This window comes from Pseudoxanthomonas sp. CF385, from assembly GCF_900104255.1.
GTDB lineage: Bacteria > Pseudomonadota > Gammaproteobacteria > Xanthomonadales > Xanthomonadaceae > Pseudoxanthomonas_A.
Window position 1 is genome coordinate 151,659 of sequence record NZ_FNKZ01000004.1, and the last position, 14,512, is coordinate 166,170.

The following is a 14,512-nucleotide window of genomic DNA, read 5'->3' on the forward strand; positions in this document are numbered from 1 at the left end:
ATGCGCAAGACACGTCGCCTGATCGCCCTCGTCCTGTTCCTGCCCATGCCCGGCCTGTGGCTGGGCGCTGGGATCGCGCAGGCACGCGTCGACGACGCTCCGATACCCACAGCCCCCACCCTCGCCGAATGCCGCCAGCGCATCGCCGTCAGCGCGCCGCGCATCGATATCGATTGCCTGCGTCGGGTGTACGCGCGACCCATCGCCGAATGGCCGGCGCCGACCGTGGATGCCGGCGCGGCCTGGCAGGAACTCGCACCGCTGCCCGACGCCGCGCCGGCACCGTCCGACAATCCGCAGACGCCGGACAAGATCGCGCTGGGCAAGCGGCTGTTCGAAGACCCGCGCCTGTCGCGCAGCGGCCAGATCGCCTGCGCCAGCTGCCACGACCGGCAACTGGGCTGGGGCGATGGCCGCAGCGTGTCGTTCGGCCACGATCGCCAGGCGGGCAAGCGCAACGCCTTGAATGTGTCGATGGCGGGATTCTCGTCTCCGTTGTTCTGGGACGGACGCGCGGCGACGCTGGAGGCGCAGGCGCTGCACCCGATCCAGGACTCCACAGAGATGGCCTTCACCCCGCGCGAACTGGAGAGGCGCCTCAACCGCGAGACCGACTATGCCGTCGCGTTCGCGCGCGTGTTCGGCGAGCGCAAGGTCACGATGGTGCGTGTCGCGCAGGCGTTGGCGAGTTACCAGCGCAGCCTGGTGCCGCGCTTCAACCGCTTCGACCGCTTCCTCGAAGGCCAGCGCGATGTGCTGGACGACCAGCAGCTCTGGGGCCTGCACCTGTTCCGCACCCAGGCGCGCTGCATGAACTGCCACAGCGGCCCCGCACTGACGGACAACCGCTTCCACAATCTCGGTCTGCACTTCTACGGGCGCTCGAAGGAAGACCTGGGGCGCTACCGCGTGACCGGCGATCCCGCCGACAGCGGCAAGTTCCGCACGCCAACCTTGCGTAACGTCGGCAAGACCGGACCGTACATGCACAGCGGTGGCTTCATGGAACTGCGCGGCGTGGTGAACATGTACAACGTCGGCATGCCGCGGCCGGGGCGCAAGCCGGAGCAATCGAAAGACCCTCTGTTCCCGCAGGTCGATCCGCTGCTCAAGCCGCTGGACCTGCACAAGACGGAACTCGAGGCGATCACCGAATTCCTGCGGACGCTGTGATGCCGATCCGCTAGAACGCGTCGCTACCGGGCCGGAGCTCCACGCCCATCACCGCAGCGAGCTGCTGCATGCCCTCGTCGTCGCGGCGCAGTGCCATCCAGCCGGCATAAGCATCGCCGCCGGTGTTCCAGTTCCACAGCGTGTAGCCATGCTCGCGCAGGCGATCGTAGGCGGTCGCCATCAGCACCGGCACCTCGATCTCGTCCATGAAGTCCTCGTCGCTGGTGTCGCCGCCCCAGTCGATCTCGATGGCATAGCGCGCGGCGAGCTGGTTGACGCAATCGACGAAGGACTCCGCGTCCTTCCCATCCACGTAGAACCCCGACGTCCAGTCGATCGCATCCTTCAGCGCCCAGAGGACCTGATCCGCCTCCAGGCCTTCCTCGCCGGTGGCGTCGCGGTAGGCCGCGAACTGACGCAGCGCGGTTTCCTCATCGCCCGGATTGATCAGGACCAGCAGGTTCCACACCAGCGCCTCGGTATCGTCCAGGTCCATGTCGTCTTCGTCGTCGAAGGCATGGCGGAAGTTGTCGTCGGGATCGAATTCGTTGTCGGGATGCATGGCGATACGCGTGCGGCAGGGAACGGGTGTGATGGTACGCGTTGCCGGCGGCGGCGGCGTGGCCGGCGGACCGGCGGCGTGGTGTTCGCGGGCCCGGCGTTCTATCGTGGCACCGCCGGCGCGGGCCGGCCTGCCGGAGCCGGCGATGTTCAACCCACGTGCCGTGGCCAGGACGGTGCCGATCGGCGACGGACGCCACTGTGTCGTCATCGACGATGCGCTGGTCGGCCCGGAGCGCCTGCCCGCCTTCGCGCACGCCTACCGGGAGGACTTCGAACAGGCGCATGCGAACCAGTTCCCGGGCGTGCAGCTGCGCCTGCCCGACGAGTTCACCGGCCTGCTGGACGACGTCTTCCGCGAGCACGCCCGGCGCCCGCTCGGTGCGCGGCGCACGCTGTTCGGCGCGAGCCGGCTTTCGCTGTACACCTCGTCGCCTCAGGCCCTCGCGCCCCCTCACTGGAGTCCGCGGCGCATCCGTGCGTTCGAACCCGGCCACTGCATCGTGCTGGCGGAGCTGTTCCTGTTCCGGGACGAAGCGTTGGGTGGCCTGCGGTTCTTCGTGCCGCGGGTGTCGCCGCAACAGATCGAGCGGATGGAGCACGACGCCGAAGCGCTGGCGCCGGACGAGTTCTCGCACCGCCATGGCGTGAGCGCCGGTTATCCGCACGGCGCCAGCGCCAACTTCGCCGACGCGCTGAACGTGCCGGCGCGCTGGAACCGCCTGGTTTTCCATGACGGCGCCAGTTTCCACGCCCCGGACATCGCGGAGCCCGCGCGGCTGGCGGCCGATCCGCGCACCGGCCGCCTCAGCCTGACGGCCGCATTCACCTGCAGCCGTCCGCGCGTGGCGTGGTGATGCCGCGCTTCGGGTATTCTTGCGCTCCCGAAGCACGCACGACGCACCGCCATGTCCGACACGCCTCCCGACCGCCTGTCCTCCGATCCGCGCAGCCCGTTCCACAACGCCGAGGCGATGGACCGCGGCGTGGGCATCCGCTTCAACGGCGTGGAGCGCGACAACGTCGAGGAATACTGCATCAGCGAAGGCTGGGTGCGCGTGCCGGTCGGCAAGTCGAAGGACCGTCGGGGCAACCCGATGACGATGAAGGTCAAGGGCACCGTGGAAGCCTGGTTCCGCTCGCCTTCGGCCGAGTAACCGCGGTCACGCTGCCGGAACATCGGCCGCCACGGACCCGTGGCACAATCCCGGCCTGCCACGCACGCCGGGAGGGCGCATGAAGTTCCTGCTGATGGTCTACACGGACGATTCCCTGATCGAAGCGCTGCCCGACGGCGCGTTCGACCGGATGATGCACGGCTGCATCACCCACGCCGACGAACTGAAGGCCGGCGGCACGCTGATCGAATCGCAGCAGCTCGAACACGGCAGCAGCGCGCGTACCGTGCGCGTGCGCGACGGCAAGACCAGCGTCGTCGACGGCCCTTTCGCCGAGACCAAGGAAATCCTGGGCGGCTACAACCTGATCGAAGCCGACAGCCTCGAGGAGGCGGTCAGGATCGCGCAGGAATTCCCGTGGATCGGCACCGGCAGCATCGAGGTACGGCCGGTGCGCGATTTCGACGCGGTCCGCAGGCGCGTGGGCGCCTGATCCCGCCCTACTTCGCCTTCGCGCCACCGAGATGGCGTGAGAGGAAGCCCAGCAGCTGCGTGTAGTAGGTACGCCGATTGGCTTCGGCATAGAAGCCGTGGCCTTCGGTGCGCACGTACAGCGTCTCCACCGGCACGCCCGCCGCCTTCAGCGCCTTCTCCATCCGCTCGGTGTGCGCCTGCGGCGCGATCTCGTCCTTGCCGCCGGCCGCGAGGAACACCGGCACGCGGATCCTGGACGCGAGCGAGGTGGGCGAGATGTCGGCCAGGGCGGTACGGTCGTCGCCCACCCAGTCGTTCATGTAGTTGCCCAGCCACTTGGCGTTGCGCGACTTCTGCCGGTGCATCAGCTCCAGGTCGTAGACGCCCACGTAGCCTGCGGCGCAGCGGTACATGTCCGGCTCCTTGGCCACGCCCATCAGCGCGGCATAGCCGCCGTAACTGGCGCCGTACAGGCAGATGCGCTGCGGGTCGGCGATCTTCTGCTCGATCGCCCAGCGCGTGGCGTCGGTCAGGTCGTCCTGCATCGCACCGCCCCACTCGCGCGCGCCGGCCTGCATGTACGCACGCCCGTAATTGCCCGAGCCGCGGAAGTTCAGGCGCAGCACGGCATAGCCGGCGCGCGCGAGCATCTGCGCTTCGTCATCGATTTCCCAGCGGTCGAAGATGCCGATCGGCCCACCATGCGGCATGACCACCAGCGGCAGCGGACCCTGGCTGCCGCGGGGACGCGTCAGGTAGCCGTGCAGCGCCAGGCCATCGCGCGCCTTCAACGAAACCGACTCGCTGGGCGCGATGGTTGCCGGATCCAGCCACTTGCGCCGGCTGAAGATCAGGTCGGCGGCGTTCGTCTCCGTATTGAAGAGATAGAAATCGCCGGGGCTGGTGTCGTTCCAGATATGGACGATCTTCAGCTTGCCGTCGCGCGTGCCGGAGGTGATCAGGATCGAATGGCCCGGGAACGACCGCTCCAGCTTGCGGTACAGGCGGGCGGTCTCCGACGTGTTGTCGAAGAACACCGTGCGGAGCTTGTCGTGCATGAAGAAGCTGCCCACCGGCGTGCGCCCGCCCGGTGCCCGGATGATCCGATAGGGATCGACCACCGCGTCGCGCAGCAGTTGCGTGCGCTCGCCGGTCACCGTATCCAGCGCCACGATCGCGTCCGGCCCTTCGCGCTGCTCGACCTGCAGGTAGGCGGTACGCCCATCGGCGGCGAAACCCAGCGGCGCCTCGACGCGGCGCGTCGTGTTCTCGTCGTTGATCAGCGTCCACGGCGTCTCGTCGTTGGCCCGGTGATACAGCTTGCTGGCGTTGTCCTCGCCCGCGCCCCGTGCGAAGCGCACCTGGCCGGCCGCATCCACGACGAAGTCCGCACGACGCACCGGCGCGGTAGCCAGCGCATCGAGGTTGCCGTTGTAGGCATCCAGGCTCATCAGCCGGGTGTTCGGCATCGAGGTGTCCAACGCGTACATGCTGATCAGCACCTTGCGCGGATCGTTCGGCATCGGATCGACGAGGTACGCCGCCCGCGGCTGCAGCTCGGTACCGTCCAGGCCGTAGCGACCGAAGATCTGCCGGCGGACCGTGCCGTCCACATTCGTGGCGTACAGCTCGCCGGTCGCGTAAGGCTGGTCGCGCGACCCGTACTTCTTCGCCACCGAGACGACGACGCGCTCGTCGCTCACCCACCACACATCGTCGATGATGCTGTCGCGGCCGGCATGGATCTTGGCGGTGATCTGGCGGTCGCTGCGCCGCTGCACGGCCAGGATCGTCTGGTCCTCCATCGGCACGGTCAGTGCGTAGTACTCGCCCGTGGGCGAGATCTTCAGGGTCTCCAGCACGTCCTGCTTGAGGAACGGCTCCAGGTCCACCTGCGCCTGCGCCCACGGCGCCATCAGGCATCCCAGCAGGATGCCCACACTCCTTGTTCCCCACCCCATGGATGCCTCCCGTGGCATCGTTGTCCCCGGCGCGGATTAAACCGCACGCGCGCGGGACGCGACAAGCCGGCTCAGCGCGCGAGCGCGGCAGGCTCCCGCTGCGGCTCCACGGGCGCGTGCACGATCGGCTCAGCCTCCCGCAACCGGTGCTGCCCGGCCTGCAGCCAGGCCTGCCCCTGCTCGCTGTGCAGGTGTTCGCGCCCGATCCGGTCGATGGCGGTGCCATCGCCCTGCTTCGCCGCCTGCAACAACGGCTCGACCATGCTTGCTGGCGACGCCGCGACCGGCGTCGGTCCGATCTCCACCGGACGCCAACGCAAGCCCTCCGCCATCGCCGCATTGCGCGGCTGGGCGTCGAGGCAGTCGATCCTGCACAGGTTCGATGGCGCGAGTTCTTCCTGCCGCCCGCGGATGCCTTCCTTGTCGTACACGGAGGTGCGATAGAAGAACTGGTGGTCTTCGGAACGGTGGATGACGTTGCGCGCGGGGTCGGTGGGTTCTTCCCGCTTCTGCAGGAACGGGGGATCGCTCAGCGCGTTGAGGTAGTCGATCATCAGGTTGCCGCTGCGGATCGACAGGCCGTCCAGCGTATAGCTGCCGCCGATGTCGCTGTGCGCACCCGCCACGGTGACGTTGAGGAAGCGGCCACCGTCGGTAACGCCGGGATCGAGGACGCGGGTGGACTGGAACAGGTTGCGCCGCTCGTCCTCGGCGGTGATCTGGAACCCCGACACGACCGAGGGCGGCAGGCGGCGATCATGGTTCCGCGGCTCGCCGGTCCCCACCGGATCGAACAGGCCGACGGCCTGGATGACGGTGCCGGGTTCGCGTAGGGGTGGGCGCGTGAACTCCAGCCGTTCGATGAACCCGCGTGCATCGCGCACCACCTGCATGCCCACGGGATCCTGGATCCCACGCTCCTCGACCAGGCGCGTGAAGCCGGCCGCCTGCTCCGCGCCACGACTGAAACCGATGGCGGCGATGCGGATATCGGCACCGGGGTTCTCCTTCAGCCATGCGGCGGCCTTGTGGGTGAACTGGAGGTACATCTCCTCCATCCTGGCCTCGTAGGTGCCGCCTCCCATCGCATCCACGACACCGGGCAAACCCGTCTGGGTTCCGGGCCCTTCGACATACCCCGTCGCGATCTGCGAAGCCTCGCCCCGCTTGTGGAGCGCCTCGACCTGCTCGCGGATCCTCGCTACGTTCGTGAGGTTCTCCGGCGCATCCTTGTGCACGCTGTTGCCGGTGCCATCGAATGCCGCGATGAACAGGCGATCCTGAGTCCGCCCACCATCCACCAGGATGGGAGCGTCGAATGCCGCGATCTGCTCCCGCGCCTGCACGAAGGTCGCCAGATCTTCCTGCGTCGCCGGGTGCGTCGCAACGCCATCCGGATATCGGCCACCGCCCATCTTCACGCTCCTTGTGCGACGTCCCGCTAGTAGGTCCTGCTCCACGCCAGAATCAGGTCATCCCGGAAATGGCTGTGCGTGTTTCCCGGAACCTGCGCGGCTCGCGTGGGCACGAATGCCTTCATGTAGACGTTGATCGTCCTGTCGTTCACTTCCAGGATGATCCCCGGATCCCCGATGTCACCCTCCACGCCCCCCTCGGGCACGTGGTGAAGGACCCGCTGGTCCCGGAATATGCTTGCGATGTCAACGAAGGCCGAATGCTTCACGCCATCCTTCGATTTCCACTCCACGTTTGCGGGTTCCGGGAAGTTGCCGATCGAGAGATAGCTTGCATCCAGGTTCGCCGGGTACTTCTCACCCAGCGATGCCGAAGACAGCTGAAGCACATCGTCGGGTTCGGAGACCTGAGTGAATCCGTTGTAGGTCACGCGGCAGCCATAGGTCGAATAGCAGAACGCACCGAAGTTATGCCGCACGAACGTCAGCGGCTCACGACTCGCCGAGCTGGTGGCGGCGACGTGGCCGTTACTGTCTTGATGCGTCATCGCGATCCCCTGGCAGCCCGTTCCGAGCATGGTAGCCGTGACAATGCACAGTAGCGCCGGACTTCTCGCGCGCTGACGCGCGACTGGCGATCTCCTCATCACGGCACGGCCTCCTGCCAGAACGAGCGCCATCTGTACGGCACGGCGTCGCGCTGTGCAAGGCGCGACGCTCAAATGTGAGCAATGTCGCGCGCTGCATTCATTTACATCAACGCCTCAGCGGCCGGGGTCACTCGGCGGGGGCACCGCTCTCGTCCATGTGCACGACTTCCCAGAGGTGGCCGTCGAGATCTTCGAAGCCGCGCTGGTACATGAAGCCGTAATCCTTCGCTTCCATCGGCTCGCGACCGCCCGCCGCCAGCGCCTTGGCGACCATCGCATCCACGCTGCTGCGGCTGTCGACCGACAGGCAGAGCAGCACTTCGGTGTGCGTGCGCGCGTCGCAGAGCGGCTTGCGCGTGAACCCCTGGAAGAACGGCTCCACCAGCAGCATCACGTAGATCGTGTCGCTGATGACGAGGCAGGCCGCATTGGCATCGGTGAACTGCGGATTCACCGCATAGCCCAGCGCGTTGAAGAAGGCCTTGGCCTTGTCGAGGTCGCGCACAGGAAGATTGACGAAGATCTGGGTGCTCATGGCATGCCTCACGGTTGCGTACGGGCGCGCACATCGGCCGCCAGGCGCGCTTCCTGCTCGCGCAGTTCGGGCGTCAGCGCGTCGCCGAAGTCCTCGGCTTCGAACACGGGACGCAGCTCGATCTCGGCGCCGCCATCGAACGGCGCGCGCTTGATCCACTCGATGGCCTCGTCCAGCGAGCGGACCTGCCACAGCCAGAAGCCGGCGATGAGCTCCTTCGTTTCGCCGAACGGTCCGTCGACGACGGTGCGCTGGCGGCCGTCGAAACGCACGCGCGCGCCGCGCGACGTGGGGTGCAGGCCCTCGCCGGCCAGCATGATGCCGGCCTTGACCAGCGCTTCGTTGAACTTGCCCATCTCGGTCAGCAATTCGGTGCTCGGCATCTCGCCGGCTTCGGATTCGGGGCTGGCCTTCACGATGACCATCACTTTCATGGCGTTCTCCTGTCTTCCGGACCGGACCATCCGGTCGCTCTTGTCCAGTGCGACGAACGGGTGTGGCCGCGATCGACACGGGCCGGGAGAAAAATCCGGCCGGCCGCGCTGCTACGGCAGCCGCAGCTTCAGGTCGCGCCGGGCCTGCGCCTCGTTGCCGCTGTGGTCGCGCGCGGAGATGCGCAACAGGTAGTCACCGGCCGGCACCTCGTCGGCCTGCCAGGCGCCTTCACCCCACAGGCCATCGCGCACGGTGTTGGTGACGCTGTAGCGGAACCGGGTGACGGCGCTGCCGTGCACGGTGATGCCGCTGCCCGGGGCGTAGGCGATCTGCACCGCGTCGTCGGACGGCAGGCGCTGGAAGTCGATGTTCATGCGCGGCGCTTCGTACCCGGCGACCGGGGTGCCGTCGTCATGCAGCAGCTGGTAACCGAGCGCATACAGGCCCAGGCGTCGGCGCGGCAGGTTGCGATCCACCTGGTCCCACGCCTCCACGACGATGCGTACGCCCTGAAGCCCGCGCGGCACGACGATGCGACCGTCCTGCTTCGCCTCGATGGGTTGGTCCAGCGTGTCGAACAGCGCCACCTGGTCGATGCGGGGCGCATAGGCATCGGTGAAGCCGGTGAAGCCGAGGCCGATGGCGTTGCGCTCGTAGCCGGACGGGCCGATCGAGAGGTGCACGTGCGCCATCCGGTTCACCGTGCCCAGCGCATCGCCCGGCGCGAAGCGGGTGCCGCGGCGCACGCGGATGCGGGCAGGATCGCCGGTGGAATCGTGCAGCAGCTGGAAGCGCGCCGGGTCGAGCAGGTCGCCGCGCGGCGTGCGCCCCACCTTCATGTGGATGTAGTCCAACGCACCCACGCCCAGACCTTCGCCCAGGCCATCGAATCCCCACGCCGCGGACGGACTGCTGACCTTGCCGTGCGCGATCGCCAGCACCGTCGCACCGACATCGCCGCGGATATCCAGGCCGCCGTGCAAGTGATGGCGACTCTCGCCCTCGTAGTCGCCACGCACTTCGCCCAGCGTGCCGACCACCTCGTGCCAGCCGTCCTGCGGGGCGAGGGGCCACCGGCCGGCCGTGTCGGGCAATGGATCGGCCGGCGAAGGTCCCACTGGCGATGCGGTCGGCGCTGCGCCTGCGGCCAACGGCGCAAGCCGGTGCACGCGATGGCTGCCCGCATCGGTGAAATGCACGCGACCGGCCGCATCCACCGCCAGTCCCGCCGGACGCGACAGACGCTGACCGGGCAGGTGGCCCGACAGCACATGCCAGCGGCCGTCGCGCATCACCTGCATCACCCGTCCGGTGTACAGCTCACCGACGTAGAGGTTGCCGTCGTGCGTGAGCGCGAGGCCGAGCGGGCGGCGCGGCCCCATCGTGGTGGCCGAGTCGGGACGCAGCGGCAGCGTGCTGACGCCGCCATGCGGCTCGATGCGCCGGATCGCATCGTTGCGGAGGTCCGCGACCCAGACGATGCCGGTCGCATCCACGGCCACCGCCGTCGGCGTGTCGAAACGGGCTTGCGTGCCGGTGCCGTCGAGGAAGCCCGGCGTTTCGCCGCCGGCCAGCGTCGTGACCTGGCCATCGCGACCGATCACGCGGACACGGTCGTTGTAGGTGTCGGCGACGAGGATGCGTCCCCGTCCGTCCACGGCCACGCCGACCGGCCCGTTGAACTGCGCCTGCGCGCCCGGCCCGTCGCGGTAGCCGGGCTCGCCCGTGCCGGCGATGGTGGTCACCACGCCCTGCGGCGTGATCCGCCGGATGGCATGGTTGCCGGTGTCGGCCACGTACAGGTTGTCGTCGAGATCGCGCGCGAGCGCGGAGGGCGTGTTGAACGCGGCAGCGCTGCCGGTGCCGTCCGAGAACCCTTCGATGCCACCGGCCAGCGTACTGACCGTGCCGTCGGGGGCGATGCGGCGGATGCGGTTGGTGTCGCCCGCATCGGCGACATAGCGCGTGCCGTCCTCCATGACGACGATGCCCCACGGATCATCGAAACGCGCCTGCGCAGCGGTGCCGTCGCGCATGCCGCGCACGCCGTCACCCGCCGCCAGCGTCCGGTCCGCTGTCCAACCGAACGGCGTCAGCGGCGGTCCGGCATCGGGCACGGGCACCGGAAACCGCGGCGTGAACAGGAAGGTCGCGGCGATCGCCGTGGTCGTCAGCACCACGACGACCCACATCCATGCGTGACGGCTCATTGCACCGGTGCGGCGAAGAAGATCGCCGCACGATAGTCATTGCGCGAAGGGAAAGGAAGCATCCCTCGACGCGACAGGCGGGACGCCGCTCAGGGCTGCCCGGTGGCGGTGACGCGGCAGGGCACCAGGAAGGTGACCGTGCCCCCCGCGGGCAGCGCGGGTATCGAAACGCCGCCCCCCACCAGGCCGGCGAGCGCGCCGGCAGGGCACTGTGCGCCGCCGTTGGCAGTGCAGGTGATCGGCGTGCCGGCCGGCGGACATGTCAGTCCGGCGCCCGGCGTGTCGGTGACGATGGCGCCATCGGCCGCCTCCGGGCCCGCGTTCGTCACCAGCACGGTGAACGTGCGCAGGTCGCCGGACACCGCGCTCGGCGCATCCGGGGTCTTGCTGATCGACAGGTCCGTCAATCGCGCCGTGTTGGTGATCGTGCAGACGATGTCCAACCCGGTGTGCGCCGCGGCCAGCGTCAGCGTGTTGCCGCTGAGGTTGCCGCCGGTGCAGCTCCAGGCGCTGGCCGTGTAGGTGCGCGCATTGCCGGCACCCAGCGTCTCGGCCAGCGTGATGACGTTGCCCGCCGCCACCGCGACCGCGGCACCGGTGTCGGTTTCGGACGCGGTATTGGCCGTGGACGCCAGGCTGGCGGCGTTGGTGCCCCCGGTCGCCGACAGCGCGGCGGTGTCGTTGATGGCCGCGTTCACCCAACGCTTGGCGAGCGCCAGCGTCGACTGCCGCGTGTTGGTCAACGTGCAGGTCAGCGTCTGGTTGGCGCGGTAGTTCGCGGCGGGAATCACCACCTGGCGCGCGGTGGCGTTGACCGTGGCCGTCACGGTGGCACCGCTCTGGTCGATGCAGGTGGCGCCGGTCAGCACATAGCCGGCCACCTGCGCTTCGGTGAGCGTGATCGGCGCCGCATGGTTGGTGATCGCGTACGTACTCGACGCCACCGGCGTGTTCGCTGCGGTGGTGGTCAGGTTGAACGCCTGCGTCAGCGCGTCGCTGGCGGTGATGCCGAAGGTGCCGGTACCCCCGACCGTCTGCTTGCGCACCACCACCTTCGCGCCGTCGAAGCTCCAGCGCATCTCCAGCTCGTCGCCGCCGGTCGGACCGGTCAGATCGATGCTGAAGCTCAGGCTGGTGACGCCGGTGCCGTTGAACTGCACCGAGCCGCAGGCGGTGCCGCGCGCGACCGATGCGGCATTGCCGGTGCGGCATTCCGCATCCGCATCACCGGAGAATGCGCCGAGCTGGCGGAAGAACCGATTCTGCGCCGGCTGCACCACGAACTGCGCGTTGCCGCTCAGGCGGCTCAGGGTGACCGTGCCGCCCTGCGACGCCGAGCCGGTCAACGTCCAGCGCGAACTGTTGGGGTCGCTGTCGATCGCTCCGCCGAGACGGTCGATGTGCAGCACCGGGTTGTCGACCGGCTTGCTGAAGGTGACGGTGTAGGTGCGGGTACCGGTGTCGTGCAGCATCACCAGCGACGCACCGTTGTTGACGGTGCCGCCGTAGGGATCGGTCCACCAGCTGTTGTTGGTGGCGTTGAAGGTGCCGTTGGCGTAGTTCTGGTTGGCGTTGCCGGTCCACGTCACCGTGATGCCACTGGCGTTCGTCGTGGCGGAGCTGGATCCGTTGGCGGTCCAGGTGCCCGTCAGCAGGGCGAGGGCCGAGCCGGCGGCGGACACGCCCACGAGCAACAGCCCGGCGCGTCCGATCAGGCGCGCCAACCGGCGACGCGGCGGTGACACCGCACGGCGCATCGAGACCAGGGGAAGAGAGAGACACGAAGCGCCCCGCAGGCGCAGACCACCCAAGACATTGCGCGACATCGACGAACGGTTCCCCTACGACCTTCCGGAAAGACAGTGCCTTCCTGGCTGGCGCCCACAGCCACCCGGAGACAGGCCCGGATCGCGTGGATGCACCCCCTGCAGCGTCTCCGGCGCCGGAATCCCGGTCCGCCGACAGCGCTAATGTGATCCGTATCTTAGCTTACGGAGGGGGTTTGTGAGAGGTCCGTCACATAACAGTAGGGCCACCTTTCATGGACGTGGCGCCCTGACCGGCACCTCGGGCCAAGCGGCCCGACGGCTCACCCGGTCGAGACCGGCCTGAACGGCGAATCCAGCACGACGGGGCGCTGAGGCGCGTCGTCGGCATCCTCGCCCATCGCCGCCCTGCATTCGGGCGAACGCTGCCGGGCTTCGCGCTCCTGCCGTTCGTACGCCCGGCTGTTGAAGCCACCCATCGAGAAATCGACCGGAATCGCGATGCGCGTGGTGACGGGCGCGCCGTCGATTTCTTCGGGGACATAACGCAATACGGACACCCACGTGCGCAGGGCGTCTTCGAACAGCCTGAGCTGCCCCTTGCGGGCTTCGATCGTCTCGACGGCGGCGCGGCCATCAGCACCGACCTGCAGCACAACGCGGAAGTCCCCTTCCGCGCCACGCCTCGCCGCATCGACGGGATAGCGCGGCGCTGGATGGAAATATCGCCCCTCGGCGTAGCCCGGGCCATTCCAGCCGTAGTCCACCGCCAGGCGCATGTCGCCGTTTTCGGAGGGTACGGCGCACGCGTCCATGAAGACGGTGGTGACGCCCGCGCGCGGCTGGTCGTCGACACGGGCCGGCTCGAAACGCCACTGCCCCACGCGCTGCGCGATCGCGGCGCGGACCACGGCCGGCAGCTTCGGATCGACATCCACGCGCTGCGGCACGCCCTGCGCATCCAGTGCGACGCGGGCCTGGGCACGGAAATGGATCGGCTTGGGCGCCGGCTCGGCCGACGCCGCGTTGAAGGCCACCAGCAGCAGCCCGATTCCCCACACCTTGCGCATGGCGACGTCTCTCCCCAGGGACAGGCGCAGCATAGCGCCTTCCGCTCAGCGCGCGGGCAGCGGGTCTTCCTTGTAGATCGCCACGTGCGGCACGCCGTCGGCGCCGATCCAGCCGCGGTACATGCCCTCGGTATTGAACGGGAAGGCCATGCTGCCGTCGGCGCCGAGCGCGATCGCGCCGCCGTCGCCGCCGGCCTTGGGGATGTCGCGGTTGATCACCCCGTCCGCGGCGCGGACCAAGCCCTGGCCGGCCAGGCGTACGCGGGCGCAGATCTCGTGCGCGGCCGCCGCGCGGATGTAGTACTCGCCCCAGCCGGTACCCGATACCGCGCAGCGGTCGTCAGCCCACGTGCCGGCGCCGATGATGGGCGAATCGCCCACGCGGCCGTAGCGCTTGTTGGTCATGCCGCCGGTGGACGTCCCCGCGGCCAGCAGGCCCTTCGCGTCCAACGCCAGCGCGCCGACCGTGCCGAAGTAGGCCTTGCCCGGAAGTTCCAGCGGGGTGTTGCTCGCCTGCGCCTGTTTCTCTTCCTTCAAGGCATTCTGCAACTGCTGCCAGCGCTTCTCGGTGCGGAAGTACGACGGATCGACCAGGGTGATGCCCTGCTCCTTCGCGAACGCTTCGGCACCACCGCCCACCATCATCACGTGGCGCGACTTGTCCATCACCGTGCGCGCCAGGGTGATCGGATTCTTGACCCGGTGCACGCCGGCGACCGCACCGGCCTTGCCGGTGGCGCCGTCCATGATCGAGGAATCCAGTTCGTTCTTGCCGTCGTGGGTGAACACCGCGCCGCGGCCCGCGTTGAACTGCGGGGCGTCCTCCAGCACGGTGATGGCGGCGGTCACGGCATCCAGTGCCGGCTTGCCCGCCTTCAACTGCGCATGGCCGGCGCGGAGTGCGGCTTCCAGCGCGGTGCGCGCGGCGGCTTCGTCGGCCGGCGTCATACCGGCACGTTCGACGCCCGCGCCGCCATGGATCACCAGCACCGGCGCGTCCACCGCCACCAGCACGCCGTTGCGCACGGCGTAACGACGCTCGGCGGCGGGCTTCTCGACGCGGCCGCTCGGCAGGTGCAGCACGGAGTTGACGCCCGCGATCACGGTGTCGACGCGGTCCAGGTTCATCGCCTCGTCTTCGACC

Annotated in this window: 14 protein-coding genes; 4 read left to right on the plus strand and 10 right to left on the minus strand. The window is 68.7% G+C overall.

Features of this window, described 5'->3' with window-relative positions; translation table 11 throughout:
* On the plus strand, positions 1-1,173 hold the full coding sequence (locus tag BLT45_RS17525; RefSeq protein WP_254771947.1) for a cytochrome-c peroxidase: 1,173 nt from the start codon (positions 1-3) through the stop codon (positions 1,171-1,173).
* Between the two features lie 10 nt (positions 1,174-1,183).
* Here the strand turns inward: BLT45_RS17525 and BLT45_RS17530 are convergent, their stop codons facing one another.
* Positions 1,184-1,735: a DUF6630 family protein gene (locus BLT45_RS17530; protein WP_093303994.1), complete on the minus strand. Its 552-nt coding sequence runs from the start codon at positions 1,733-1,735 to the stop codon at positions 1,184-1,186.
* A 145-nt stretch (positions 1,736-1,880) separates the two neighbouring features.
* On the opposite strand from BLT45_RS17530, the gene BLT45_RS17535 reads away from it, so the two are divergent.
* The 3 genes from BLT45_RS17535 to BLT45_RS17545 all read left to right on the plus strand — a co-directional run bounded on the left by BLT45_RS17535 (position 1,881) and on the right by BLT45_RS17545 (position 3,345).
* A complete protein-coding gene (locus tag BLT45_RS17535) occupies positions 1,881-2,591 on the plus strand; it encodes a DUF6445 family protein (RefSeq protein ID WP_139188052.1) in 711 nt (236 codons plus the stop codon).
* A gap of 51 nt (positions 2,592-2,642) precedes the next feature.
* Positions 2,643-2,891: a DUF3297 family protein gene (locus tag BLT45_RS17540; RefSeq protein WP_093304000.1), complete on the plus strand. Its 249-nt coding sequence runs from the start codon at positions 2,643-2,645 to the stop codon at positions 2,889-2,891.
* 79 nt (positions 2,892-2,970) lie between these two features.
* A complete protein-coding gene (locus BLT45_RS17545) occupies positions 2,971-3,345 on the plus strand; it encodes a YciI family protein (RefSeq protein ID WP_093304003.1) in 375 nt (124 codons plus the stop codon).
* A 7-nt stretch (positions 3,346-3,352) separates the two neighbouring features.
* On the opposite strand, the gene BLT45_RS17550 is transcribed toward BLT45_RS17545, so the two are convergent.
* From BLT45_RS17550 to BLT45_RS18580, 9 genes are all read right to left on the minus strand, one after another.
* Positions 3,353-5,266, minus strand: coding sequence for an alpha/beta hydrolase family protein (locus BLT45_RS17550; RefSeq protein WP_343123881.1), 1,914 nt, complete (start codon positions 5,264-5,266; stop codon positions 3,353-3,355).
* 92 nt (positions 5,267-5,358) lie between these two features.
* The gene (locus BLT45_RS17555) at positions 5,359-6,702 is read right to left on the minus strand and encodes a phospholipase effector Tle1 domain-containing protein (RefSeq protein ID WP_093304011.1); all 1,344 of its coding nucleotides are present in this window, start codon (positions 6,700-6,702) and stop codon (positions 5,359-5,361) included.
* Positions 6,703-6,728: 26 nt separating this feature from the next.
* Entirely contained in the window at positions 6,729-7,250 is a 522-nt protein-coding gene (locus BLT45_RS17560; RefSeq protein ID WP_093304354.1) for a hypothetical protein, read from the minus strand.
* Positions 7,251-7,479: 229 nt separating this feature from the next.
* Entirely contained in the window at positions 7,480-7,887 is a 408-nt protein-coding gene (locus BLT45_RS17565; protein ID WP_093304014.1) for a VOC family protein, read from the minus strand.
* An 8-nt stretch (positions 7,888-7,895) separates the two neighbouring features.
* Entirely contained in the window at positions 7,896-8,321 is a 426-nt protein-coding gene (locus tag BLT45_RS17570; protein WP_093304018.1) for a YciI family protein, read from the minus strand.
* 111 nt (positions 8,322-8,432) lie between these two features.
* The gene (locus BLT45_RS17575) at positions 8,433-10,532 is read right to left on the minus strand and encodes an NHL repeat-containing protein (protein WP_093304022.1); all 2,100 of its coding nucleotides are present in this window, start codon (positions 10,530-10,532) and stop codon (positions 8,433-8,435) included.
* Between the two features lie 89 nt (positions 10,533-10,621).
* The gene (locus BLT45_RS17580; RefSeq protein ID WP_093304025.1) at positions 10,622-12,358 is read right to left on the minus strand and encodes a prealbumin-like fold domain-containing protein; all 1,737 of its coding nucleotides are present in this window, start codon (positions 12,356-12,358) and stop codon (positions 10,622-10,624) included.
* Between the two features lie 263 nt (positions 12,359-12,621).
* Positions 12,622-13,401, minus strand: coding sequence for an energy transducer TonB (locus tag BLT45_RS17585; protein ID WP_139188053.1), 780 nt, complete (start codon positions 13,399-13,401; stop codon positions 12,622-12,624).
* Positions 13,402-13,413: 12 nt separating this feature from the next.
* On the minus strand, positions 13,414-14,394 hold the full coding sequence (locus tag BLT45_RS18580; protein ID WP_254771955.1) for an isoaspartyl peptidase/L-asparaginase family protein: 981 nt from the start codon (positions 14,392-14,394) through the stop codon (positions 13,414-13,416).
* Positions 14,395-14,512 lie beyond the last annotated feature (118 nt).